This is a genomic window from Pseudomonas sp. TH37 (assembly GCF_016650735.1).
Lineage (GTDB): Bacteria > Pseudomonadota > Gammaproteobacteria > Pseudomonadales > Pseudomonadaceae > Aquipseudomonas > Aquipseudomonas farris.
In genome coordinates this window covers 760,836-782,129 of record NZ_JAEKFD010000001.1, presented here as the reverse complement: position 1 = coordinate 782,129, position 21,294 = coordinate 760,836, and the positions used below count along the sequence as shown (strand labels likewise).

The 21,294-nt window shown below is 60.1% G+C and carries 21 protein-coding genes and 2 pseudogenes; 14 read left to right on the top strand and 9 right to left on the bottom strand.

Going from position 1 to position 21,294, the window contains the following annotated elements; translation table 11 throughout:
• Nucleotides 1-3 precede the first annotated feature (3 nt).
• Together JFU11_RS03710 and JFU11_RS03705 are read right to left on the bottom strand one after the other, a co-directional pair.
• On the bottom strand, nt 4-1,173 hold the full coding sequence (locus JFU11_RS03710; protein ID WP_052966918.1) for an MFS transporter: 1,170 nt from the start codon (nt 1,171-1,173) through the stop codon (nt 4-6).
• Between the two features lie 2 nt (nt 1,174-1,175).
• Nucleotides 1,176-1,496, bottom strand: a complete 321-nt coding sequence (locus JFU11_RS03705) for a helix-turn-helix transcriptional regulator (protein WP_007903797.1) — start codon at nt 1,494-1,496, stop codon at nt 1,176-1,178.
• A 154-nt stretch (nt 1,497-1,650) separates the two neighbouring features.
• Here JFU11_RS03705 and JFU11_RS03700 point away from each other — a divergent pair, with 154 nt between their 5' ends.
• Nucleotides 1,651-2,229, top strand: coding sequence for an ACP phosphodiesterase (locus tag JFU11_RS03700; protein WP_123719746.1), 579 nt, complete (start codon nt 1,651-1,653; stop codon nt 2,227-2,229).
• Nucleotides 2,230-2,335: 106 nt separating this feature from the next.
• Here JFU11_RS03700 and JFU11_RS03695 read toward each other — a convergent pair whose 3' ends face one another.
• Nucleotides 2,336-3,127: a lysophospholipid acyltransferase family protein gene (locus JFU11_RS03695; RefSeq protein WP_123719745.1), complete on the bottom strand. Its 792-nt coding sequence runs from the start codon at nt 3,125-3,127 to the stop codon at nt 2,336-2,338.
• The gene (gene olsB, locus JFU11_RS03690; RefSeq protein WP_007903792.1) at nt 3,127-3,882 is read right to left on the bottom strand and encodes an L-ornithine N(alpha)-acyltransferase; all 756 of its coding nucleotides are present in this window, start codon (nt 3,880-3,882) and stop codon (nt 3,127-3,129) included. The genes JFU11_RS03695 and olsB overlap by 1 nt, the downstream gene beginning before the upstream one ends.
• A 154-nt stretch (nt 3,883-4,036) precedes the next feature.
• On the opposite strand from olsB, the gene JFU11_RS03685 reads away from it, so the two are divergent.
• From JFU11_RS03685 to JFU11_RS03665, 5 genes are all read left to right on the top strand, one after another.
• Nucleotides 4,037-4,918, top strand: coding sequence for a hypothetical protein (locus JFU11_RS03685; RefSeq protein WP_201059820.1), 882 nt, complete (start codon nt 4,037-4,039; stop codon nt 4,916-4,918).
• Between the two features lie 186 nt (nt 4,919-5,104).
• Nucleotides 5,105-6,199: a serine hydrolase gene (locus JFU11_RS03680; RefSeq protein WP_201059818.1), complete on the top strand. Its 1,095-nt coding sequence runs from the start codon at nt 5,105-5,107 to the stop codon at nt 6,197-6,199.
• Nucleotides 6,196-6,525: an amidase gene (locus tag JFU11_RS03675; protein WP_123719742.1), complete on the top strand. Its 330-nt coding sequence runs from the start codon at nt 6,196-6,198 to the stop codon at nt 6,523-6,525. The genes JFU11_RS03680 and JFU11_RS03675 overlap by 4 nt, the downstream gene beginning before the upstream one ends.
• A 154-nt stretch (nt 6,526-6,679) precedes the next feature.
• The gene (locus JFU11_RS03670) at nt 6,680-7,270 is read left to right on the top strand and encodes a YceI family protein (protein ID WP_201059816.1); all 591 of its coding nucleotides are present in this window, start codon (nt 6,680-6,682) and stop codon (nt 7,268-7,270) included.
• 2 nt (nt 7,271-7,272) lie between these two features.
• Nucleotides 7,273-8,430 (top strand): phosphatidylserine/phosphatidylglycerophosphate/cardiolipin synthase family protein, encoded by a 1,158-nt coding sequence (locus tag JFU11_RS03665; protein WP_201059815.1) that lies wholly within the window; start codon nt 7,273-7,275, stop codon nt 8,428-8,430.
• Nucleotides 8,431-8,570: 140 nt separating this feature from the next.
• On the opposite strand, the gene bglX is transcribed toward JFU11_RS03665, so the two are convergent.
• Nucleotides 8,571-10,862 (bottom strand): beta-glucosidase BglX, encoded by a 2,292-nt coding sequence (gene bglX, locus JFU11_RS03660; protein WP_201059814.1) that lies wholly within the window; start codon nt 10,860-10,862, stop codon nt 8,571-8,573.
• Nucleotides 10,863-11,097: 235 nt separating this feature from the next.
• Here bglX and JFU11_RS03655 point away from each other — a divergent pair, with 235 nt between their 5' ends.
• The 4 genes and pseudogenes from JFU11_RS03655 to JFU11_RS03640 all read left to right on the top strand — a co-directional run bounded on the left by JFU11_RS03655 (nt 11,098) and on the right by JFU11_RS03640 (nt 14,531).
• Complete coding sequence (locus JFU11_RS03655; protein WP_201059813.1) at nt 11,098-11,709, top strand: LemA family protein; 612 nt, start codon at nt 11,098-11,100, stop codon at nt 11,707-11,709.
• 43 nt (nt 11,710-11,752) lie between these two features.
• Nucleotides 11,753-12,501: pseudogene (locus JFU11_RS03650) on the top strand (TPM domain-containing protein).
• A 46-nt stretch (nt 12,502-12,547) separates the two neighbouring features.
• The gene (locus JFU11_RS03645) at nt 12,548-13,165 is read left to right on the top strand and encodes a TPM domain-containing protein (protein WP_201121222.1); all 618 of its coding nucleotides are present in this window, start codon (nt 12,548-12,550) and stop codon (nt 13,163-13,165) included.
• A gap of 151 nt (nt 13,166-13,316) precedes the next feature.
• Nucleotides 13,317-14,531, top strand: a complete 1,215-nt coding sequence (locus JFU11_RS03640; protein WP_201059811.1) for an SAM-dependent methyltransferase — start codon at nt 13,317-13,319, stop codon at nt 14,529-14,531.
• A 151-nt stretch (nt 14,532-14,682) separates the two neighbouring features.
• Here the strand turns inward: JFU11_RS03640 and JFU11_RS03635 are convergent, their stop codons facing one another.
• Nucleotides 14,683-15,573, bottom strand: coding sequence for a DMT family transporter (locus tag JFU11_RS03635; RefSeq protein ID WP_201059810.1), 891 nt, complete (start codon nt 15,571-15,573; stop codon nt 14,683-14,685).
• Between the two features lie 303 nt (nt 15,574-15,876).
• On the opposite strand from JFU11_RS03635, the gene JFU11_RS03630 reads away from it, so the two are divergent.
• The 3 genes from JFU11_RS03630 (at nt 15,877) to JFU11_RS03620 (ending at nt 17,323) form a co-directional block, all read left to right on the top strand.
• Nucleotides 15,877-16,458, top strand: a complete 582-nt coding sequence (locus tag JFU11_RS03630) for a DJ-1/PfpI family protein (RefSeq protein ID WP_123721989.1) — start codon at nt 15,877-15,879, stop codon at nt 16,456-16,458.
• A gap of 14 nt (nt 16,459-16,472) precedes the next feature.
• Complete coding sequence (locus tag JFU11_RS03625) at nt 16,473-16,778, top strand: ribbon-helix-helix domain-containing protein (protein ID WP_007903755.1); 306 nt, start codon at nt 16,473-16,475, stop codon at nt 16,776-16,778.
• Nucleotides 16,779-16,978: 200 nt separating this feature from the next.
• Nucleotides 16,979-17,323 carry a YegP family protein gene (locus JFU11_RS03620; RefSeq protein ID WP_008010829.1) on the top strand — a complete coding sequence of 115 codons (345 nt, stop codon included), beginning with the start codon at nt 16,979-16,981 and terminating at the stop codon, nt 17,321-17,323.
• Nucleotides 17,324-17,496: 173 nt separating this feature from the next.
• Here the strand turns inward: JFU11_RS03620 and JFU11_RS03615 are convergent, their stop codons facing one another.
• Entirely contained in the window at nt 17,497-18,516 is a 1,020-nt protein-coding gene (locus tag JFU11_RS03615; RefSeq protein WP_201059808.1) for a DUF4917 family protein, read from the bottom strand.
• A 156-nt stretch (nt 18,517-18,672) separates the two neighbouring features.
• Between JFU11_RS03615 and yiaY the strand changes: the two genes are divergently transcribed.
• Entirely contained in the window at nt 18,673-19,821 is a 1,149-nt protein-coding gene (yiaY, locus tag JFU11_RS03610; RefSeq protein ID WP_123721987.1) for an L-threonine dehydrogenase, read from the top strand.
• Here the strand turns inward: yiaY and JFU11_RS03605 are convergent.
• Both JFU11_RS03605 and JFU11_RS28000 read right to left on the bottom strand, forming a co-directional pair.
• Entirely contained in the window at nt 19,818-20,984 is a 1,167-nt protein-coding gene (locus tag JFU11_RS03605; RefSeq protein WP_123721986.1) for a multidrug effflux MFS transporter, read from the bottom strand. The genes yiaY and JFU11_RS03605 overlap by 4 nt on opposite strands.
• 17 nt (nt 20,985-21,001) lie before the next feature.
• Nucleotides 21,002-21,157, bottom strand: a pseudogene (locus JFU11_RS28000) (2-amino-3-ketobutyrate CoA ligase); the annotation flags it as partial.
• Between the last annotated feature and the right edge of the window lie 137 nt (nt 21,158-21,294).

Genomic DNA, 21,294 nt, shown 5'->3' with positions numbered 1-21,294 from the left:
AGATCAGTTAGAAGTAGCAGGGGCCAGTTTGGGATCGCCGCTCTGACGGAAAGTAATCAGGGTCACCAGCAGGGCGAGTACTGCCAGTGCGGCAGCCGCGAGCGGCACGCTGGTGAGACCGAAGCCGTGGGCGATGACGCTGCCGCCGACCCAGGCACCCAGCGCGTTGCCGACGTTGAAAGCGCCGATGTTCAGGGTCGATACCAGGTTCGGTGCCGCCTTGCCGTAGGTCACAACGTTCACTTGCAGGGCGGGCACGGCGGCGAAGCACGCGGTGGCCCAGAGGAACAGGGTGATTTCGGTCGGGATCACGGCAATGCTGGTCCAGGTCAGCACGGTGGACACGACCGCCATGGTGATGAACACACCGATCAGCGTCGCCGCCATGCTTTTGTCCGCCAGCTTGCCGCCGATGATGTTGCCGACCGTCAGGCCCAGACCGATGAGCATCAAGGTCCAGGTCACGCCGCGTGGCGAGACTCCGGTGACCTCGCCCAACAGAGGGGCGACATAGGTGAATAAGGTGAAGACCGAGGCAGCGAACAACGCAGTCATGCTCAACGACAGCCAGATGCCGGCTCCCTTGAGAGCGCGCAGTTCGGCGCGCATGTCGAGTTTCTCTTCATCGCGCTTGGCCGGCAGGAAGCGAATCAGGCCGATCAGTGCAATCACACCGATCACCGTCACCGCCCAGAAGGTCGAACGCCAGCCGGCTTCCTGACCGAGCGCGGTGCCCAGCGGCACGCCGAGGACGTTGGCCAGGGTCAGGCCGGTGAACATCAGGGCCACGGCCGACGCACGTTTGTTGGCCGGTACCAGACCTGCCGCCACCACCGAACCGATGCCGAAGAAGGCGCCATGACACAGCGCGGTGACCACACGGGCAAACATCAAAACGTTGTAGTCACTGGCCAGGGCGCAGAGCAGATTGCCGATGATGAAGATGCCCATCAACGCTACCAAAGCGGCCTTGCGCGGCAGTCTGGCGGTGGCCAGTGCCATGAACGGTGCACCGATGGCCACGCCCAGGGCGTAACCGGTCACCAGCCAGCCGGCGCCGGGGATCGACACACCGAGATCGGCCGCCACCTCGGGCAGCAGGCCCATGATGACGAACTCGGTGGTACCGATGGCGAAGGCGCTTAAGGCCAGAATGAGTAGCGAGAGGGGCATTGTCAGTTCCTTGTCGGAGCGCGGAGCTCCTTGTCGATGGCGTCGAGGAACGCCTGAATCACGTCCTCGTTGCGTTTGAAGAAATGCCATTGACCGGCTTTCTGGCTGCTGATCAGTCCCGCCCGTTGCAAGGTCGCCAAATGGGCGGACACGGTCGACTGCGACAGGCCGCAGCGTTGATCGATCTGTCCGGCGCAAATGCCGTACTCATGGTTGTGGAGCTGTTCCGGGAACTGGACCTTGGGGTCTTTCAGCCAGATGAGGATGTCTCGGCGTACTGGGTGTGCCAGCGCTTTTATTATTTCGTCGAGGTCGATGGTCATGGTTTGGGCTCGTGATGAGTAAAACGCTATATCGCGATGAGGCGAACTTTAAATCGGTACTTCGCGATATACCAATATGATTTTGGTCTGATGACCGTGTAAATCGGTATATCGGGTTATAACGATATTGGTGGCGCAGTGTTAAGCTGCGCGCATGAACTATCTCGCACATCTGCACCTCGGTGGCCAGCGCCCCGGTCAAATGCTCGGCAGTCTGTATGGCGATTTCGTCAAAGGACGGCTGCAAGGGCAGTTCGATCCGGAGATCGAAGCGGCCATTCAGTTGCACCGCAGCATCGACGTGTTTACCGACCGCCATCCGCTGGTGGACATCGCCTTGTCGCGGTTTTCCCTTACGCGCAGGCGTTACGCCGGGATCGTGCTCGATGTGTTTTTCGACCACTGCCTGGCGCGGGACTGGGAGTTGTACGCCGACCGTCCGCTGGCGCAGTTCACTTCGGACGTTTACCGGGTGCTGTCCGCCGAGCCGCAGTTGCCGGAGCGCCTGGCGATGATTGCGCCGCACATGGTGGCCAATGACTGGTTGGGTTCTTACCGGGAATTCGCGGTGCTGGAGCAGGTGCTGCGGGGGATTTCGCGCAGGTTGACCCGGCCCGAGGAGTTGGCCGAGGCGATGCAGGAGTTACGACGGTTGTACGAACCGTTGAGCGAGGATTTCCGGTTGTTCTATCCCGAGCTGCAGGACTTTGCCCAAAACTATCCAACTACATAAATAACTGTGGGAGCGGGCTTGCCCGCGATTGCGGTATGTCATTCAACATTACCGTTGAATGTTAAGCCGCCATCGCGGGCAAGCCCGCTCCCACAGGGATTTGTGATTAAGCAGCAATAGCCGGGCGCATAGGGATTTGCTGCATTTCCGGAATCGCCCCAAACAACGCCTTCTGCACCGCCTGCTGCGCTTCGAACGCCAGCGCCGCACGTTCCCGGTCCTGGCACTCGATCGGCTTGAGCAGATGAATTTCCACCTCACCCCGATCATTGGCGAACAAGCGCATCAGGTGCGACAGCAAATCATCATCGCCAATGAACGGTGCCAGGGTATCGAGTTCGCCATCGCGCAAATAACGAATCGCTACCGGTTGCAACGCCACTTCGGAATCGATCGCCGCTGACAGCAAACGACCATGAAATGTGCGCAGCGAGCGGCCATCAGTGGTGGTGCCTTCCGGGAACATCAGCAGCGGATGTTCCTGCTCCAGATGGCGGGTCATTTGTTTGCGGATCAACTGACTGTCGCCTGAACCACGGCGAATGAACAGGCTGCCGGCCTTGGCCGCCAACCAGCCCGCCACCGGCCAGGTGCGCACTTCGGCCTTGGACAGGAACGACAGCGGCGTGAGCATGCCCAGCAACGGAATGTCAGTCCAGGACACGTGATTGCTGACCCAGAGCATCGGCGCCTTTGGCAATTCACCATGCACGGTCACGCGAAAGGGCAGGGCATTGCTCAGCCGCGCCATGAAAAACCGCGACCAACGCTGGCGACGGACCATCGAATGGGCAATCCCCAGTCGCTCGAACAACCCGAAGAGACTGGCCATGCTCAAGCCCAACGTCACCACCAGAAGCACTCGCGCAATTCGCGCGTACACCCGCAAGCGGCTCATCATACAGCCGCCTTGAAGTGCTTGGCGTAGCGCGGGCAGAGCTCGTCGCGCTTGAGCAGGATGAACACGTCAGCCACTTGGAAGTCTTCGTCCCAGCACGGCTCGCCGCAGATTTTTGCGCCCAGACGCATGTAGGCCTTGAGCAGCGGCGGCATTTCGGCGATGACGTTGGACGGAATATCGAGCGTCGGCAGTGGTTTTTTCGGCTCGGCGCGCAGGTGTTCGGTGCACAGGTAGCGTTCGCGCAGGCGCTGCATGATCGCGTGGGCCTGAATGCCGCCGTCCTGCATCGGAATGCTCGCGCACCCCATCAAATAGCTGTAACCGCCCTGGTTCAGCACTTCGGCCAGTTCACCCCAGAGCACGGCGATAGTGCCGCCGTTGCGGTAGGCCGGGTCGACGCAGGTGCGACCGATTTCCAGGATCGGCCCTTTCAGATGGACCAGGCCATGCAGGCTGAATTCTTCTTCGCTGTAGAACTTGCCAAGGCTGCTGGCCGCTGTGTGGTCGAGCAAACGGGTGGTCGCCACCAGGCGCCCGGTGTTCAAGTCACGCACGCCGATGTGGGCGCAGTGAACATCATAGTCATCCATGTCCAGACCCAGCTCCGCGCCTTTCAGCTTGGCGTTGAATTCGCCGCTGAACACGTTGAAGCGCAAGGCCTGGGCTTCCTGCAACGCCTCGGCGCCCACCAGGCGTTCGGCTTGCAGGCGGCGTTCATTGCCGGTGTCGCTGATGCGGGCGATCTGAGTCATTGTGAGTCTCCGTACGGGCTGGCCACCCGTCTTGGGTTGCAGCCGATCGACTTTCTTTATGCAGCCGTGTTGTGCAAAGTCAGGCTATGTAGCCCCGGTGTCATCGCCATGAAGCTTTGGTGATGCTTATATGACAGCCCACAAGGAGCCTCTTATGCCCTGGCAAACCCTGTTGAAACGCCGCGATCGTCTGCCCACCAACCCGGACCTGGGCGAAGGCTTTGCAACCTTGTTGCAACAATTGGGCGCGGTGTCGCCGTTCGAATTGGCGGTGGCCGGCGGACGGCTGATGGCGACGCCAGGGCTGGCATTTTTGGTGGGTTATCAGGCGGCGTTGCGCATGCTCTGGCCGAGCGCGCCGCTGAGCCTCGGCGCGTTGTGCGCGACCGAACAGCGCAGTTTGCGGGTGGCGGACATGCAGACCCGGCTGCGCGATTTGCGTCTGAGCGGGCGCAAGGATTTCGTCACCGCTGGCGATGCCGCCGACTGGCTATTGGTCGCTGCTCGCAGTGAAGAACCCGGCGAAGTGCCGCGCTTGAACCTTGCGGTGGTTTACCCCGGCGAACCGGGTGTGCGTCTGGAAAAACTCGCGCCGATGCCATTGATGCCAGACATAGGCCACGGCCGGTTGTTTCTCGACAACGCGTTGTGTGAATTGCTCGCAGGGGATGGCTGGGACGCTTACGTCAAACCGTTCCGCACCCTTGAAGACACCTATGTGCTGAGCGCCATGACCGCTTGGCTGTACGGCGTGGGCCAAGACAGCGACTGGCCGCAAACCTTGCAACTGCGTTTACTGGCGCTGCTGGCCGGGTGCGCGGAAGTCAGCCGCCAGGCGCCGAACAATCCGGCCGGGCATGTATTGCTGGGCGGGTTATTTGCGCAGTTCGATGGGCTCAAGGCTGAAGTGAATCAGGCCCTGGCCGATGGCCCGCCACAATGGGCGGCGATGTGGCAGCGCGATCAGGCCGTGATGGATTTGGCGGCAGGGGCGCGGGGCAAGCGGTTGGCCAAGGCGTTGGCGGGATTGTCGTAAGGTTGGAGGGACCCTTCGCGGGCAAGCCCGCTCCCACAAGGATCTCTGGTGTGCAAAATATTGTGTACGACGCAGATCATGTGGGAGCGGGCTTGCCCGCGATGGCGGCCTCATTGGCGACGCAAATTTCAAAACTGTCATCAAGCTCGACTAGGCTCTGCAGGTTCATCTCTCCGAGCGCCCCTCATGTTCAAAGGCTTGTCCCTGATTGTCATGCTGCTGCTCAGCCTCTTGGCTCAGGCCGAAAACTGGCCAGCCGAGCAATGGTCGCCCGGCTCGAAAGTCACCGGCCCGGCACTTCAGGCCCTGGAGAGTTACGCCTTCCCACCCCGCGACGAAGCCACTCACCAAGGCATTCGCACCGATGCTTTGCTGGTGATCCGCGACGGCCAACTCGTCTACGAACGCTACGCCGGCCCGACCACTGCTGAAACACCGCACCTGACCTGGTCCATCAGCAAAAGCCTGATGGCCGCGGTGCTCGGGGTGGCCTATGGCGAAGGGCTGTTCAAACTGCAGGACCCGGCGGTGAAGTTCTATCCACCGCTGGAAAAACACCCCGCCATGACCATGGCCGACCTGCTGCACTGGGCCTCCGGTCTGGACTGGCAGGAAGACTACGAATATGCCCCATTGAAGTCCTCGGTGGTGGCCATGCTTTACACCCGTGGTCACCGCGACATGGCCGCGTTCACTGCCGACCACGACGAGTACGCCAAACCCGGTCAGGCATTCCGCTACTCCAGCGGCGACAGCAATCTGCTGTCCGCTGCACTTAAAACCATCGTCGGCCCGGCCCGTTATCCGGATTATCCGTGGACCGCGCTGTTCGAACCCTTGGGAATTCGCACTGCGGTGTGGGAAGCGGATGCCACGGGCACGTTTGTCGCATCGTCCTATGCCTACCTCACCGCCCGGGATCTGGCGCGGGTCGGCCTGTTGATGGCGCGCGACGGTCGTTGGCGTGAGCGGCAATTGCTGCCTAAGGATTGGGTCGACTTCAGTCGTGAGCCTTTCGCCCGCTATCAAGCCAACCAGGATGAAGCAGTGCCCGGCGCTCACTGGTGGCTCAATCGCGCGGTGGATGGCGCGACACAACCTTGGCCCGATGCCCCCGCCGATACCTTCGCCGCGCTGGGTCATTGGGGTCAGGCGATGTACGTGATTCCCAGCGAGAAGCTGGTGATCGTGCGCTACGGCGATGATCGCGATGGCAGTTATCGGCACAACGAATTGCTCAGACTCGCGCTCAAGGCGTTTGCCATGAAGGTGCAGCCATGAGCCGCCGCAGTTTTATTCGCCGTCGGCCATTCAGCACGCTGTTGCTGGTGCTGCTGATCGCCTTGCTTGGCTGGATCTGGCAGGAGCGGGTGGCGCTATGGGCTTTCCCGGACATCATCAGCGCCTACACCGCCAAGGAATATTGTTCTTGCCGGTATGTGATGAACAATCCGGTGGAGTATTGCCAGAGCTATGTGAAGCAGTATTTGCCCACCAGCGGGTTCGTCGATGACGCCGCGAGCAAGCGTGTGACGGTTGGTGGTATGGGACGCAGCAATAGCGCTGTTTGGGTTGGTGAACGCCAAGGCTGTCGGTTGATGCCCTGAAAAGATCGCAGCCTTCGGCAGCTCCTACATCGACCGCGTGCAACCCTGTAGGAGCTGCCGAAGGCTGCGATCTTTTGATCTTTTGATCTGTGCGGTTTGCAATGTGCCCACGGCCAGTTAAGGTTCGCTCAGGTTTATCTGCCCATGAGTCTCTATGTTCAACCGCTTTGTCTGCAAAACCCTCGCTTTCCTGCTGCTGGCCGGTGTCACCGTGTCGGCCCAGGCCAATTGGTATCTGGACGGCGAGTCCTCGCGGCTGTCTTTCATCAGCACTAAAAACGCCAACATCTCCGAAGTGCAGCGCTTTCTGGTGCTACACGGCAAGGTCGATCCCAAGGGCCTGGCGCAGGTGGAGGTCGAGCTGGAGTCGGTCAACAGCGGCATTCCGTTGCGCGACGAACGCATGCGCAAGGAACTGTTCGAGATCCAGACGTTTCCCGAAGCGCTGATCACCACGCAAATCGATCTGCGGCCGATCAACGACCTGGCGCCCGGTGCGCAACTGGAGTTGCGCTTGCCGCTGACCGTCAACCTGCATGGCAAACAACACCAATACAACGCCGAACTGCTGGCGACCCGTCTCGATGATCGACGCTTCCAGGTGGTGACCCTTGAGCCTTTGGTGATCAGCGCTGAAGATTTCGACCTGGCTCCGGGCCTGGAAAGCTTGCGCAAGGTTGCCGGTTTGTCGGCCATCAGTTTGTCGGTACCGGTGGGTGCGGTGCTGATTTTCACGGCGCGCTGAGAATGCGCGGCGCAATTTTCCCGTGGCGCGACGGCAACCGCTTTGAACTGCTGATTGATGGCCCGCAGTTTTTTCCGCGAATGCTGGTAGCGATTGCCCGCGCCGAAGAACAAGTCGAACTGGAACTGTACCTGGTGGAGGCGGGAGCCTGCGCCGAGGCCATGGTTCAGGCGCTGGTCCAGGCGGCCGAGCGCGGCGTGCGGGTGCGCTGCCTGTTCGATGACTATGGCAGCCTGGCGTTCACCCTGACCTTGCGTCAGCGCCTGATCGCCGCCGGTGTCGAGTTGCGTTTCTACAATCGTCTGAGCTGGCGCCGTTGGGTGGGCAACTTTTATCGCGATCACCGCAAGCTGCTGCTGGTGGATCAATGCCTGGCGGTGGTCGGTGGTACCGGGGTCACCGATGAGTTCTGGACACCGGGTGAAGACACCAGCGAATGGCACGAAGTGATGGTGGAAATCGGCGGCCCGTTGGTGCTCGACTGGCAGTTGCTGTTCGATCGCCAATGGATCGCCAACCGCCATCGTCGCGCCTGGAAACCCACTGCGCACTTCGGTTTGCCGCGCTTGCCGCGAGTGCCGGCCATGGGCGAGGGCATGGGCCGGGTCGCCTATGCCGACGCCCGCCAACACCGCGATATTTTGCAATCGCTGGTTCGCGCGCTGAACAGTGGCCAACGCCGAATCTGGTTGGCCACGCCGTATTTTCTGCCGACCTGGAAGGTCCGCCGCTCACTGCGCCGGGCGGCAGCTCGTGGCGTCGATGTGCGGCTGCTGCTGACCGGGCCGCGCACCGATCACCCATCGGTGCGCTACGCCGGGCATCGCTACTACCCGCGTCTGCTCAGGTCCGGGGTGAAAATCTTCGAGTACCAGCCGTGTTTCCTGCACCTGAAAATGGTGTTGATCGATGACTGGGTAAGCATCGGCTCATGCAACTTCGATCACTGGAATCTGCGTTTCAATCTGGAAGCCAACCTCGAAGCCCTGGACCCCGGACTGACCCGGGCGGTGGCGGCGAGTTTCGAAAATGACTTTGCCCTGAGCCAGGAAGTCAGCCTCGAAGCATGGAAACGCCGACCGTTGTGGCGGCGGGTCAAGCAGAGGGTGTGGGGATGGGTGGATCGGCTGGTGGTGAATCTGCTGGATCGACGGGGCTGAGCCCAATTTCCGCAACACCCTAAACCACTGTGGGAGCGGGCTTGCCCGCGATGGCTGCCTCACATTCGACATAGATGTTGAATGTTATGGCCTCATCGCGGGCAAGCCCGCTCCCACAGGTTTTTGTGGCGTAGGACTAATTACAGCAACTCAAAGCTCTGCTGCGTCACGTCCTGGGAGTCCAGGCCGATCTGCACGTTGAACTTGCCCGGTTCTGCGGCGTACTTGAGCTGGGCGTTGTAGAACTTCAGGTCATCCTCGGTGATGGTGAAGTGCACGACTTTCTGTTCGCCGGCCTTGACCAATACTTTCTGGAAGTTCTTCAGTTCCTTGACCGGGCGGATCATCGAACCGGTCACGTCCTGGATGTACAGCTGCACCACGGTTTCGCCGTCACGCTTGCCGGTGTTCTTCACCACGACGCTGGCGTCGAGCTTGCCAGTCTTGTTCAGTGTGGTCGACGACAGCGCCATGTCAGTCAGGCTGAACTGGGTGTAGCTCAGACCGAAGCCGAACGGGAACAGCGGTCCGGTGGTGTCTTCGAAATACTGCGAGGTGTAGTTGCCCGGTTTACCCGGTGTGAACGGCCGGCCAATGCTCAGGTGGTTGTAGTAGGTCGGAATCTGACCCACCGAGCGCGGGATGGTGATCGGCAGTTTGCCCGACGGGTTGTAGTCGCCGAACAGCACGTCAGCGATGGCGTTGCCGCCTTCGGTGCCGCTGAACCAGGTTTCCAGAATCGCGTCAGCCTGCTCTTTCTCTTCGAGAATCGACAGCGGGCGGCCATTCATCAACACCAGCACCAACGGTTTGCCGGTGGCTTTCAACGCCTTGATCAGCTCGCGCTGGGCGGCCGGGATGTTCAGATCAGTGCGGCTCGACGATTCGTGGGACATGCCACGGGATTCACCCACCGCTGCCACCACCACATCCGCTTGCTTGGCAGCCTTGACCGCTTCATCGATCAACACATTGGCCGAGCGCGGATCATCCACCACTTCCGGCGCATCGAAGTTGAGGAAGTTCAGGTAATCGAGGATTTTCTTGTCGCTGGTGATGTTCGCGCCACGGGCGTAGATCAGCGTCGACTGCGCGCCAAGCGCACTGGTCATGCCGTCGAACAAGGTCACCGATTGCTCAGGACGGCCAGCAGCAGCCCAACTGCCCATCATGTCGATCGGCGCCTTGGCCAGTGGACCGACCAGCGCGATTTTCGCGGTTTTCTTCAGCGGCAGGGTGTCGCCCTGGTTCTTCAGCAACACCAGGCTGCGGCGCGCGACATCACGGGCCTCGGCGCGGTGCAGGCGGCTTTCGGCATAGGTGTCGGCCGGGTCATCCTCGGCCTTGCCGATGCGCAGGTACGGGTCTTTGAACAGGCCCATGTCGTACTTGGCGGCGAGCACTTCACGCACGGCGTTGTCGATGTCTTTCTGTTCGATCTCACCGGCCTTCAACAGCACTGGCAATTCCTTGCCATAGAGGGTGTCGTTCATGCTCATGTCGATGCCGGCCTTGATCGCCAGCTTCGCTGCTTCGCGACCGTCAGCGGCGACGCCGTGCTTGATCAGCTCGAAAATTGCCCCGTGATCGCTGACTGCCAGGCCCTTGAAGCCCCATTCCTTGCGCAGCAGATCGTTCATCAGCCAGGTGTTGGCAGTGGCCGGCACGCCGTTGATCGAGTTCAGCGCAACCATCACCCCGCCGGCACCGGCGTCAATCGCCGCGCGGTACGGTGGCAGGTAGTCCTGGTACATCTTGACCGGGCTCATGTCGACGACGTTGTAGTCGCGACCGCCCTCTACCGCGCCGTACAAGGCAAAATGCTTGACGCTGGCCATAATGCTGTCGGCCGCGTTCGCACCGCTGCCCTGGAAGGCCTTGACCATTACGCCGGCGATCCGAGAAACCAGGTAGGTGTCTTCGCCGAAGCCTTCGGACGTGCGGCCCCAGCGTGGGTCGCGGGAGATATCGACCATCGGTGCGAAGGTGATGTCGAGGCTGTCAGCCGCCGCTTCCTGGGCGGCGATGCGCCCGGAGCGACCAATGGCGTCCATGTCCCAGCTCGAGGCCAGGGCCAGCGGAATCGGGAAAATGGTGCGGTGGCCGTGGATCACGTCATAGGCGAAGAACATCGGGATCTTCAACCGGCTGCGCATGGCCGCGTCCTGCATCGGACGGTTTTCGGCGCGGGTGATCGAGTTGAAGGTGCCGCCGATATTGCCGGCAGCGATCTCCTTGCGGATCATCTCCCGAGGCATTTCCGGGCCGATGCTGATCAGGCGCAACTGGCCGATCTTTTCATCGAGGGTCATTTGCTTCATCAGGTGACTGATGAAGGCGTCCTTGTTCTCTATAGGTGCGGGCGTCGTGGCGGCCAATACGGTATGACTGGCCAGGCTGACGAACAGGCCCAGCAAACACAGCTTCTTCATGAATTGTTTTCTCAAAAGCCTAAACGGCAGTGAATACACGCCGGTCAGCCAAAATTTGGGGAGCGACTATTGTTGTTCAGGTAAATGCAGCACACTTCTGCAGAGTCTCAGTGCTGGGCATCTTTTAGCCCATTGGCTCGATGCAATCCAGTAGCGGCGCAGATTATGCCCCAAGAGTCGGGTCAGAGTTCGCAGGTTGTTTCATCAACGGAATGTGCAAGGGAGCATCAACCAGATGAATGTACGACACCATTATCGGTCGAGCCTGCGGGTTGCAGCCTTGATGTGGCTGACAACACTACTGACCGGCTGCGGTATCAACAATATCCCGACCCTCGACGAACAGGCCAAGGGCGCCTGGGGCCAGGTGCAGAACCAGTACCAGCGTCGCGCCGACCTGATTCCCAACCTGGTGGAAACCGTCAAGGGGTATGCCCAGCATGAGCAAGAAACCCTGACCGCGGTGATCGAAGCTCGCGCCAAGGCGACGTCGATTCAGGTGGATGCCAGCACGCTGGACAATCCGGAAAAACTCAAACAGTACGAGCAGGCGCAGAATCAACTGACCGGCGCGCTGAGTCGGTTGATGGTGGTGTCCGAGCGCTACCCGGACCTCAAGGCCAACCAGAACTTCCTGGCACTGCAATCGCAACTTGAAGGCACCGAGAACCGCATCGCCGTGGCGCGTCGCGATTTCATCCTGGCGGTGCAGAAATACAATACCGAGATCCGCACCTTTCCCGGTCGCCTGTGGCACACCGTGATGTATAGCGATCTGCCAATCCGCGAAACCTTCGAGGCCACCAGCCCCGGTGCCGAGAAAGCGCCTGAAGTGAAGTTCCAGTAAGCGCCGGAACGGGCTTGAAGCGTCACCAAGGATGAGGTTGCCAATGCGCGTGTTGAAAGTGGGCCTGGTGCTGGTGTTCTGGGTGTTTGCCCTGGCGGCCCAGGCCGAGTTGAAGTTCCCGGAATTGACCGGGCGGGTGGTGGACAACGCCCAGATGATCGAGCCTGCGGTGCGCGAGCAGCTGACGCAACAGCTCAACGCCCACGAAAAAACCACCGGCGAGCAATTGGTGGTGGTCACATTGCCGGATTTGCAGGGTGCTGACATCGCGGATTTCGGTTATCAGTTGGGGCGCTACTGGGGCATCGGCCAGAAGGATAAGAACAACGGCGCGCTGCTGATCGTCGCCCGTGACGAGCGCAAGCTGCGGATCGAAGTCGGTTATGGCCTGGAAGGTCGCCTGACCGATGCGCAGAGTTCGGTGATCATCCATCAGGTGATCACGCCCGCGTTCAAGGCGGGCAACTTCAGCAAAGGCATCAGCGACGGGGTCGCGGCGATGCTGGTGGTGCTGGGCGGCAATCCGCTGGACGAACCGTCGACGGTGTATGAACCGCGCGGTGATCAGGAGAGTGATTTCGTTGGGCGGCATCCGGGGTTGTTCGTGCTGCTGCTGATGCTGTTCATCCTGACGATCTTCGTCGGGCAGATGTTCGGTATTCTGCCAAGCGGCGGAGGCCGTGGCGGCTCGGGAGGCGGTTTCGGCGGCGGAGGTTTTGGTGGCGGTGGCGGCGGGGCTTTAGCGGCGGCGGGGGCAGTTTCGGGGGCGGCGGTTCGTCGGGCGGCTGGTGATCACACTGCAGGTAAAAACAACAATAGCGAGCAGGCATTCATAAACATGGCATTACTGACTGAACACGAACAACGCAAAGTCGCCGAGGCGATTGCCCGGGTCGAGCGCGATACCGACGCCGAACTGGTGACGGTGCTTGCGGCTCGCGCCGACGATTACGCGTACATCCCGCTGCTCTGGGCCAGTCTGCTGGCGCTGGTGGTGCCGGGTATCGTGCATTACCTGACGGGCTGGATGACCATGCACAGCCTGTTGCTGGTGCAATGGCTCAGCTTCATCGTGCTGTGCCTGGCGTTTCGTATTCCGAAAGTTACCACGCGCCTGATCCCGCGCACGGTTCGTCACTGGCGGGCGTCGAACCTGGCGCGTCGGCAGTTCCTGGAGCAAAACCTGCACCATACCGTGGGCAGCACCGGCATGCTGATTTTCGTCTCCGAGGCCGAGCGCTATGTGGAGATTCTGGTGGATGAAGGCATTTCCAAACGGCTGGACAACAAGAACTGGGACGCGATTGTGGCGGCGTTTACGCAGCAGGTGAAACAGGGGCAGACGTTGCAGGGCTTTGTGACGTGCATCGAGGCATGCGGCGAGTTGCTCAAGGTGCATGTGCCGGTGACCCATGTGCGCAATGAGTTGCCGAATCGGTTGGTGGTGTTGAGCTAAATAAAAAGATCGCGGTTCCCTGTAGGAGCTGCCGAAGGCTGCGATCTTTTGATTCTGCACCGTTCGGCAAATAACTGCGTGTCCCGAACGGCCATCCCCCCTAAAATACCCACCATTCCCCGATCCGCACCGCCCGAGGCCGTTTTTTCCCATGTCTGTCACCGCCACTCCCGCCAGCCTCGCGCCGGATCACCATGCCCAGTTCATCGACCTGCTGCAAACCAGCCTCGATCAGAACGCCTTCATCAAACTGGTGCTGGCCAAGTACGTCGGTGGCGAAGCGGATTTACAGCGGCTGATCATCAAGCAGCTGACGGTCAAGGATCAGCCATGCCTGTCCTTCGTCTATCGCTACAAGACCCGCGACATCACCAAGAATCTGCCGCTTGCCGAAGGCGTGGCAACCATTGCTGCGCTGTTGCCTGCATCGTTCAAAAATGCGCATTTACTGTCGTTGACCGACGAAGCCCAGCTCGAATACAGCAAAAAAGGCAAATCTTCGCTGTTCAAGAGCAAACCTCAGCAATTGCGCGAAGTGCCGTCCGCCGAGCATAACCGCGAGAAAAACCGTTTTCTCGACCTGAGCCGGCCGTTTCTCAAAGACCTTGGCGTGACCAACGCGCAGCATGAGCTGATCCCGGCGATGTCGCGCAAGTGGAAGCAGATCAACAAGTTCATCGAAGTCTTCAGCCATGCACTGACCTCGTCGCCGCTGGCGCTGGACAAACCGGTGCGAGTGGCGGATTTCGGCTCGGGCAAGGGCTACCTGACGTTCGCGATCCACGACTACCTGCGCAACACTTTGAAGGCCGAGGGCGAGGTGACCGGCGTCGAGCTGCGCGAAGACATGGTCAGCCTGTGCAACACCGCGGCTGCGAAGCTGGAGCACCCGGGGCTGGTGTTCAAATGCGGTGACGTGCGCAGCGTCGCGCCGAGCGAACTGGACGTGATGATCGCGTTGCATGCCTGCGACATCGCCACCGACTACGCGATTCACACCGGCATTCGCTCCGGCGCTTCGATCATCATGTGCTCACCGTGCTGCCACAAGCAGATCCGCCTGCAGATCCAGAGCCCGGCGCTGCTCAAGCCGATGTTGCAATACGGTCTGCACTTAGGTCAGCAGGCGGAAATGGTCACCGACAGTTTGCGTGCGTTGTTTCTGGAAGCCTGTGGTTACGAGACCAAGGTCTTTGAGTTCATCTCGCTGGACCACACCAATAAGAACAAGATGATCCTGGCGGTCAAACGCGCCGAACCGGTGGACCCGGCTCAGCTGTTGGTGAAGATTCAGGAACTGAAGGATTTCTATCACATCAGCGAACATTGCCTGGAAACATTGCTGCGGGCTGACGGTTACCTGTAGGCGCAGCCGCAGACTGCGATCTTTTGCATTTCCGGAACCGCCAAAAGATCGCAGGCTTCGCCAGCTCCTACACCGATCGCATCGATCCGAAATCCACTGTTAATGCTGTCCCTGTAGGAGCTGCCGAAGGCTGCGATCTTTTGATCTTGCCTTATGCCGTGGCAACACGCGCGGGTTGCACCGCCGTCTTGCGGCCCAACATCACCGTCACGATCACCCCGGCTGCGAACAGCCAGGTAATCGGCTCGACATGCTCACCGAAGAACAACGCCGAAAATGCGATCGTGAAAAAGATCTGCAGTAACTGAATCTGGCTGACCCGGGCAATGCCGCCCATGGCCAGCCCGGCGTACCAGGCAAAGAACCCGATGAATTGCGAAAACAGCGAGACGTAACCAAACGCCCACCAGGTTTTGGCTGAAATCTCGCCTTGATGTTGCAGCGCCAGGTACAGCACCGGTCCGATCAGCAGCGGCGTCGACAACACCAGCGCCCAGCAGATCACCTGCCAGCCGCCCATCTCCTTGGCCAACCGGCCGCCTTCGGCATAACCCAGCCCACCCACGGCAATCGCGCCGAGCATCAGCAAATCACCGGCCTGAATGCTGCCCGCGCCGCTGATCAGCGCATAACCGAGCACCAACGCACTGCCCAACGCGGCGCAGGCCCAGAAGGCTTTCGACGGACGCTCATGGGACAGCCACGCGGCGTACAGCGCCACACACAGCGGTTGCAAGCCGTTGACCAGTGCACCATGGGAAGCGGGCAACGTCTGCATGGCCCAGGCCGACAACACCGGGAAGCCAAGGATGACCCCGGCGATCACCAGCGTCAGGCCTTTGACCTGCTTCCAGGTGGGCCATTTTTCCCGGTGCCACAGCAACAGCAGCGCCGCCGGAATTGCCGCGAACAGCGCACGGCCGAGGCCGTTGAGCAGCGGATGAAGTTCCTGCACGACGATCCGTGTGAAGGGCAGGGTCAGGCTGAAGATAACGACGCCGAGCAGGCCGAGGGCCATGCCGGTGTTTTCGCGCGAGGACATGATGGCAACCAGAATCGAGGGTGGCGGGAAGAGTCTTCATCTAGCCACAAACGCTGGTTATGCCGCTGTTACAGCTAGGCGCAAAGATAGGCGTACAGTTTGCGGACGCTTTCGCGGGCAAGCCCGCTCCCACAGGTCTTGTGCCGTTCTTGCGGCCGATGCAAAACCTGTGGGAGCGTGGCTTGCCCGCGATGAACGATAACGCGGTCCATCAGGTAGTAACCGGTTATTACCCACCCCGCCAGATAAGGACTACCTTGAATACTCCTGCATGCCCACGCATTTTCCAGAGGAGTCCTCCCCATGGCTGCTAAAAAAATTCTGATGCTGGTCGGCGATTACGTCGAAGACTATGAAGTGATGGTGCCATTCCAGGCACTGCTGATGGTCGGCCACACGGTGCATGCCGTTTGCCCGGACAAAGCCGCCGGCCAGACCGTGCGCACAGCAATCCATGACTTCGAAGGCGACCAGACCTACAGCGAAAAACCCGGTCACCTGTTTGCCCTGAACTTCGATTTCGCCAAGGTAGACGCGGCGGATTACGACGCGCTGCTGGTGCCGGGCGGTCGTGCGCCGGAGTACCTGCGCCTGAACGAAAAAGTCCTGGACCTGGTGCGAGCGTTCGACAAGGCCGGCAAACCGATCGCCGCCGTGTGTCACGGTGCGCAACTGTTGGCCGCGGCAGGCATTCTTGAAGGCCGCGAGTGCAGCGCCTACCCGGCATGTGCTCCGGAAGTGCGCCTGGCTGGCGGCACGTTCATCGATATCCCGGTGACGGAAGGTCATGTTCAAGGCAATCTGGCCACTGCACCAGCCTGGCCGGCGCACCCGAGCTGGCTGGCCGGTTTCCTCGGGTTGTTGGGCACCAAAATCACGCTGTAACGAGGGACGTTTCCATGTGCGAGCTCTACGTCAAGGCCGATCCGATTCTCTACGAGTCGCGCTCCCGCTCGCTGCGCATCTGCGGGGTGGTGACCACCCTGCGGCTGGAGAATCAGTTCTGGGACATCCTCAGCGAAATCGCCGAGGTCGACGGCATGACCACCAATCAGTTGATCGCCAAGCTGTATGAAGAGGTGATGGACTACCGCGGCGAGGTGGTGAATTTCGCCTCGTTCTTGCGGGTCAGCTGCATGCGCTACCTGAGCCAGAGACGGGTGCAGACACCTGAGTTGTCGGTGGTGCGGGCTGCGGTGAAGTAGGGCGGTTTGTGTCGGTTTTGAGGACGCCTTCGCGGGCAAGCCTCGCTCCCACAGGATTCGGTTGACCGCGAATTTTTGCGTCCGGCCCAAAACCTGTAGGAGCGAGGCTTGCCCGCGAAGGGGCTGGTACAGGCGACAGAAATCCTGACTTGGTCTTTACTCTGAAGCGCGAAACCTCTCAATCGCCAAGGAGAAAAAGCATGTCTGGATGGTACGAAGTGAGCAAAACCAGCAACGGTCAGTTCAAGTTTGTATTGAAAGCGGCCAACGCCGAAACCATTCTGACCAGTGAGCTGTACACCACGCGCGGCGCGGCCGATAGCGGTATCGCCTCGGTTCAGGCCAACAGTCCGCTGGACGAACGCTACGAGAAAAAAACCACCAAGGACGGTCATCCCTACTTCAACCTCAAGGCTGCCAACCATCAGATCATCGGCAGCAGCGAATCCTACTCATCGGATGCCGCGAGGGATAAAGGCATCGCCAGCGTTAAAGCCAACGGCCCGACCACGGTGATCAAGGACAAAACCTTGCCGGTGCTCTAAACACACCGGATACCTAATGTGGGAGCGAGCCTGCTCGCGATGAGGCCATAACAGTCAACATAAATGTTGAATGTCAGACCGCTATCGCGAGCAGGCTCGCCCCCACATTGGTTCGGCGGCATTCAATCCCTGTGGGAGCGGGCTTGCCCGCGAAAGGGCCGGCCTAGGCGCAGCTAAACCTCGACCGGTACGGTCAGCTTGGGACTACCGAGCGCATGCGTCTTCGAATCAAAAAACCGCAGCTCCACTCCCGTCCCCTCAAACACCTTCGTGTAATGCCGCTTCTGATGCTGGATGAACGCTTTACTGCGCGGGTAAATCGAGATCGCCGCTGTCTTCGGCTTTGCCTGGCGCAATGCATGAATGATGTGACTGTCCTGCTCGCCAAGGGCATGCCCGAAGATGCACAACCCGTCGCCATGGCCCAGTAACTGGTCGTAGCAGAACGACAGGTAATCCGAGCTGCGAATGGTTTTGAGCTTGTCCTGGGTCGGACCTTCGGTGACGAACAGCGGTACATCGTCGAGGGTCTTGATCGTATTGTTGATGGCGAAACTGCCCAGCAACGTCCCCTCGGTCGACATCAATTTACGCGCCGTGCCGTCCTGATTGCGCACCAGATGCAGGCCGCCGTGCAGGTACAGCAGCCGGGTTTTGTCTGTCGCGGTGAGGCTCAAATCAAAACGCGGCTCGGTGCCCTGGAACAGATCGGTAATAACGTCAGGCCGGTGCTGGATCGCCCAGTAATTGAGCAAGTCGTAATTGGTGGTGAACACCGTTCGATAGCTGCCCAGTTCCTGATTGATCGTCGCCAGCGTCGAGGGCACCACCAACCGCCAAGGGATGTGCACCGCATGCACGGTGTTGATCAGCGCTTCCTTGATCGCGTAATAGCGATTGCGCGGCGCGGCAGAGCTGACGGCCAACGCCTTGTTGACCCGGCTGGTGGTTTTCAGCGCCCCAAGCACTTGTTCGAAACTGCGCGTCTGCATCGCGTCGAACACGCTCAGTTCGGATTGGCTCAGAGGCTTTTCTTCGACGGTGCGGGCGTTTTCGAACAGCGAGTCATAGCCGAAGTCGTCCCATACCGCACGACTGGAACCGTTACCCACCAGCAGGCCACCGAAAGAGGCGGTGGTGCGCAAGGCGTTCCAGTCTTCAAGTTGGGCATCGACATCCTGGAAATCGGTCATTGCGTTCGTTGTCTCAAAGCAAAAGGTCTGATGGACGGCGACTTTATCACGACCCGGTCTTGAGCCAGATCAAGTTACCGCACGACTAATGGGCCGATCCTGTGCGCACCCGCCGGATCGGTGCTGTTGATTCGGCTTCAGCCAGGAGACTCGCGCATGAGCAGTACGTTTTTCATCCCCGCTGTGAACATCATGGGCACTGGTTGCCTCGACGAAGCCATGGACGCCATTCGCAAGTATGGATTTCGCAAGGCGCTGATCGTCACCGACACCGGGCTGGCCAAGGCTGGCGTGGCGAAGATGATTGCCGAGAAACTGGCGATCCAGGACATCGACTCGGTGATCTTCGACGGCGCGAAGCCGAATCCGAGCATCGCCAACGTCGAACTTGGCCTGGGCCTGCTCAAGGAAAGTCGCTGTGATTTCGTGGTGTCGCTGGGCGGCGGTTCGCCTCACGACTGCGCCAAGGGCATCGCGTTGTGCGCCACAAACGGTGGGACGATTCGTGACTACGAAGGTGTCGATCAGTCGGCCAAACCGCAAATGCCGTTGATCGCGATCAACACCACCGCCGGTACTGCCAGCGAGATGACCCGTTTTTGCATCATCACCGACGAATCCCGTCACGTGAAAATGGCCATCGTCGATCGCAACGTCACGCCGCTGCTGTCAGTCAACGATCCGGCGTTGATGGTCGCCATGCCCAAGGGCCTGACTGCCGCCACTGGCATGGACGCACTGACCCACGCCATCGAAGCCTACGTCTCCACGGCCGCCAACCCGATTACCGATGCCTGTGCGCTGAAAGCCATCACCTTGATCAGCAATAACCTGCGTCTGGCCGTACGCGACGGCAGTGACATGATCGCGCGGGAAAACATGGCTTACGCGCAGTTCCTCGCAGGTATGGCGTTCAACAATGCGTCCTTGGGATATGTCCACGCAATGGCCCACCAGTTGGGCGGGTTCTACGACTTGCCCCATGGCGTGTGCAATGCGGTGTTGCTGCCTCATGTGCAAAGCTTCAACGCGCTGGTCTGCGCCGACCGCCTGACCGATGTTGCCCGCGCGATGGGCGCCGACGTTCGCGGGTTCAGCCCGGAAGAGGGCGCTCAGGCAGCCATCGCGGCCATTCGCAACCTGGCCAAGGATGTGGAAATTCCCGCCGGTTTACGCGAGCTCGGTGCCCGGCTCAACGACATTCCGGTGCTTGCCGGCAATGCCATGAAAGACGCCTGTGGACTGACCAATCCACGGAAGGCGGATCAGCGGCAGATCGAGGAGATTTTCCGCAGCGCGTTCTAAGTGGTTCGACGGCCGGGCGCGAACACTACGCAAAGCAGCGCGCCCACGGCCAGCAAGGTGCATAACAGCGACAATGGCCATGCCTGCTGGCTCGCTATCAGGCTGGCGATACCGCCGATAGTGGCGGCCATCAGTTGGTGAATGAAACCGCTCAATGCCATCGCATAAGCACCGCCAACCGGCGAACCTTCGTTGGCCAGGGACAGGCTGATCGGGTAATTCAGCGACTGGCCAAACACCGCAAAACAATAGGGCAACCAGAACAGCAGCGCTATCGACGTACCGGCGATGCTACCCAGCAACATGACTGTGCTGCCCGCCAGTACCAGCCCAACGCCTGCCGTCATCAGCTGGCGCTGACCGGTGCGCAACACAAAGCGATTGACCGCCACAGCCCCGAGAAAATAGGCCGCGCTGATTGGCCAACCCAACAATCCGTATTCCACTGCCGACCAGTTGAAGGGGCCTTGCAGAATCAACGGCGCCGCGGTGTTGAATGCGACGATCACCCCGTACCCCAAGCCGCCGACAAGGGCCGGCAACAAGAACGCCCGATGACCCAGAATGTGCCAGTAACTCGTCCAGGCGGATGACCGTGTGTTTTCTGCTGCCAGCACCGGGAACGTGACCCGCGCCACCACCACCGCCATCAACAGGCTCACGCCACCCAACAAGTAGAAAATCGCCGACCAACCCAGCGCCACCTGGATAATCGACCCCAGGTATTGGCCGATACCCAGCGCCACCACAAAGGAAATCGATATCCAGGACAATGCCTTGGCCAGCAGGTCGCCGCGAAAACTGTCGCGGATCAACACCCGGGCCATGACCGAAATTCCGCTGGCGCCTACACCCTGAATCAGTCGAAAAAACAGGAACGACTCCAGTGTCTGGCCCAGGGGCAGGGCCAGGTTACCCACCCCATAGATACCGAGCGCCGCGAGCAGCACCGGTTTGCGGCCAATGCGCTGACCCAGGCTGCCCCAGAACAGCATTGGCAGCGCCATGCCGATCAGATACACCGCCAGCCCCCATGAAACCTGCGAGGCATCGGCGGTTAAATCCCGGGCAATTTCCGGCAGCGCCGACAGATAAATGCTCATGCCCAATTGAGCGAGAAAAACCGTGCAGCAGGTGATGAGGAGAGTGGTGCTGCTCTTCATTTGATCTTCCCTGAGTTTCAGCTGCCGATGTCCCGGCCGTGAGTGCGTAAAAGCTTGCTGAAGAGTTCGCAGAAATGGCGTATCAGTGTCGTCTCCATGTCGGCGCGCAACGTGATTCTGATGGCTGCCTTGCCTTGTGCGACCACCGGGGAAAACACTGCCGAAGTGAAAAAAAACCTGGCGGATATTAACGTAAAGCTTTTCCTTCAACGCGATGGAATTCCAGAGTGCGGTGAACTGCCCTGAAGTGCTGTCGGGTAATTGGATCGCGGGGACGAAACGAAACCGGGCTATCCTGCCGACTCAGTCG

Excerpts from the sequence above, each read along its gene's own strand:
- JFU11_RS03615 (WP_201059808.1), bottom strand. The coding sequence starts at position 18,516 with ATGACCGATTTCCAGGATGTCGATGCCCAACTTGAAGACTGGAACGCC.
- JFU11_RS03685 (WP_201059820.1), top strand. The coding sequence starts at position 4,037 with ATGCCCTGGCAAACCCTGTTGAAACGCCGCGATCGTCTGCCCACCAAC.
- JFU11_RS03705 (WP_007903797.1), bottom strand. The coding sequence starts at position 1,496 with ATGACCATCGACCTCGACGAAATAATAAAAGCGCTGGCACACCCAGTA.
- JFU11_RS03675 (WP_123719742.1), top strand. The coding sequence starts at position 6,196 with ATGAGCCGCCGCAGTTTTATTCGCCGTCGGCCATTCAGCACGCTGTTG.
- JFU11_RS03700 (WP_123719746.1), top strand. The coding sequence starts at position 1,651 with ATGAACTATCTCGCACATCTGCACCTCGGTGGCCAGCGCCCCGGTCAA.
- JFU11_RS03665 (WP_201059815.1), top strand. The coding sequence starts at position 7,273 with ATGCGCGGCGCAATTTTCCCGTGGCGCGACGGCAACCGCTTTGAACTG.
- bglX (WP_201059814.1), bottom strand. The coding sequence starts at position 10,862 with ATGAAGAAGCTGTGTTTGCTGGGCCTGTTCGTCAGCCTGGCCAGTCAT.
- JFU11_RS03680 (WP_201059818.1), top strand. The coding sequence starts at position 5,105 with ATGTTCAAAGGCTTGTCCCTGATTGTCATGCTGCTGCTCAGCCTCTTG.
- JFU11_RS03670 (WP_201059816.1), top strand. The coding sequence starts at position 6,680 with ATGTTCAACCGCTTTGTCTGCAAAACCCTCGCTTTCCTGCTGCTGGCC.
- JFU11_RS03620 (WP_008010829.1), top strand. The coding sequence starts at position 16,979 with ATGTCTGGATGGTACGAAGTGAGCAAAACCAGCAACGGTCAGTTCAAG.
- JFU11_RS03625 (WP_007903755.1), top strand. The coding sequence starts at position 16,473 with ATGTGCGAGCTCTACGTCAAGGCCGATCCGATTCTCTACGAGTCGCGC.
- JFU11_RS03635 (WP_201059810.1), bottom strand. The coding sequence starts at position 15,573 with ATGTCCTCGCGCGAAAACACCGGCATGGCCCTCGGCCTGCTCGGCGTC.
- JFU11_RS03630 (WP_123721989.1), top strand. The coding sequence starts at position 15,877 with ATGGCTGCTAAAAAAATTCTGATGCTGGTCGGCGATTACGTCGAAGAC.
- olsB (WP_007903792.1), bottom strand. The coding sequence starts at position 3,882 with ATGACTCAGATCGCCCGCATCAGCGACACCGGCAATGAACGCCGCCTG.
- yiaY (WP_123721987.1), top strand. The coding sequence starts at position 18,673 with ATGAGCAGTACGTTTTTCATCCCCGCTGTGAACATCATGGGCACTGGT.
- JFU11_RS03640 (WP_201059811.1), top strand. The coding sequence starts at position 13,317 with ATGTCTGTCACCGCCACTCCCGCCAGCCTCGCGCCGGATCACCATGCC.
- JFU11_RS03655 (WP_201059813.1), top strand. The coding sequence starts at position 11,098 with ATGAATGTACGACACCATTATCGGTCGAGCCTGCGGGTTGCAGCCTTG.
- JFU11_RS03710 (WP_052966918.1), bottom strand. The coding sequence starts at position 1,173 with ATGCCCCTCTCGCTACTCATTCTGGCCTTAAGCGCCTTCGCCATCGGT.
- JFU11_RS03645 (WP_201121222.1), top strand. The coding sequence starts at position 12,548 with ATGGCATTACTGACTGAACACGAACAACGCAAAGTCGCCGAGGCGATT.
- JFU11_RS03695 (WP_123719745.1), bottom strand. The coding sequence starts at position 3,127 with ATGAGCCGCTTGCGGGTGTACGCGCGAATTGCGCGAGTGCTTCTGGTG.
- JFU11_RS03605 (WP_123721986.1), bottom strand. The coding sequence starts at position 20,984 with ATGAAGAGCAGCACCACTCTCCTCATCACCTGCTGCACGGTTTTTCTC.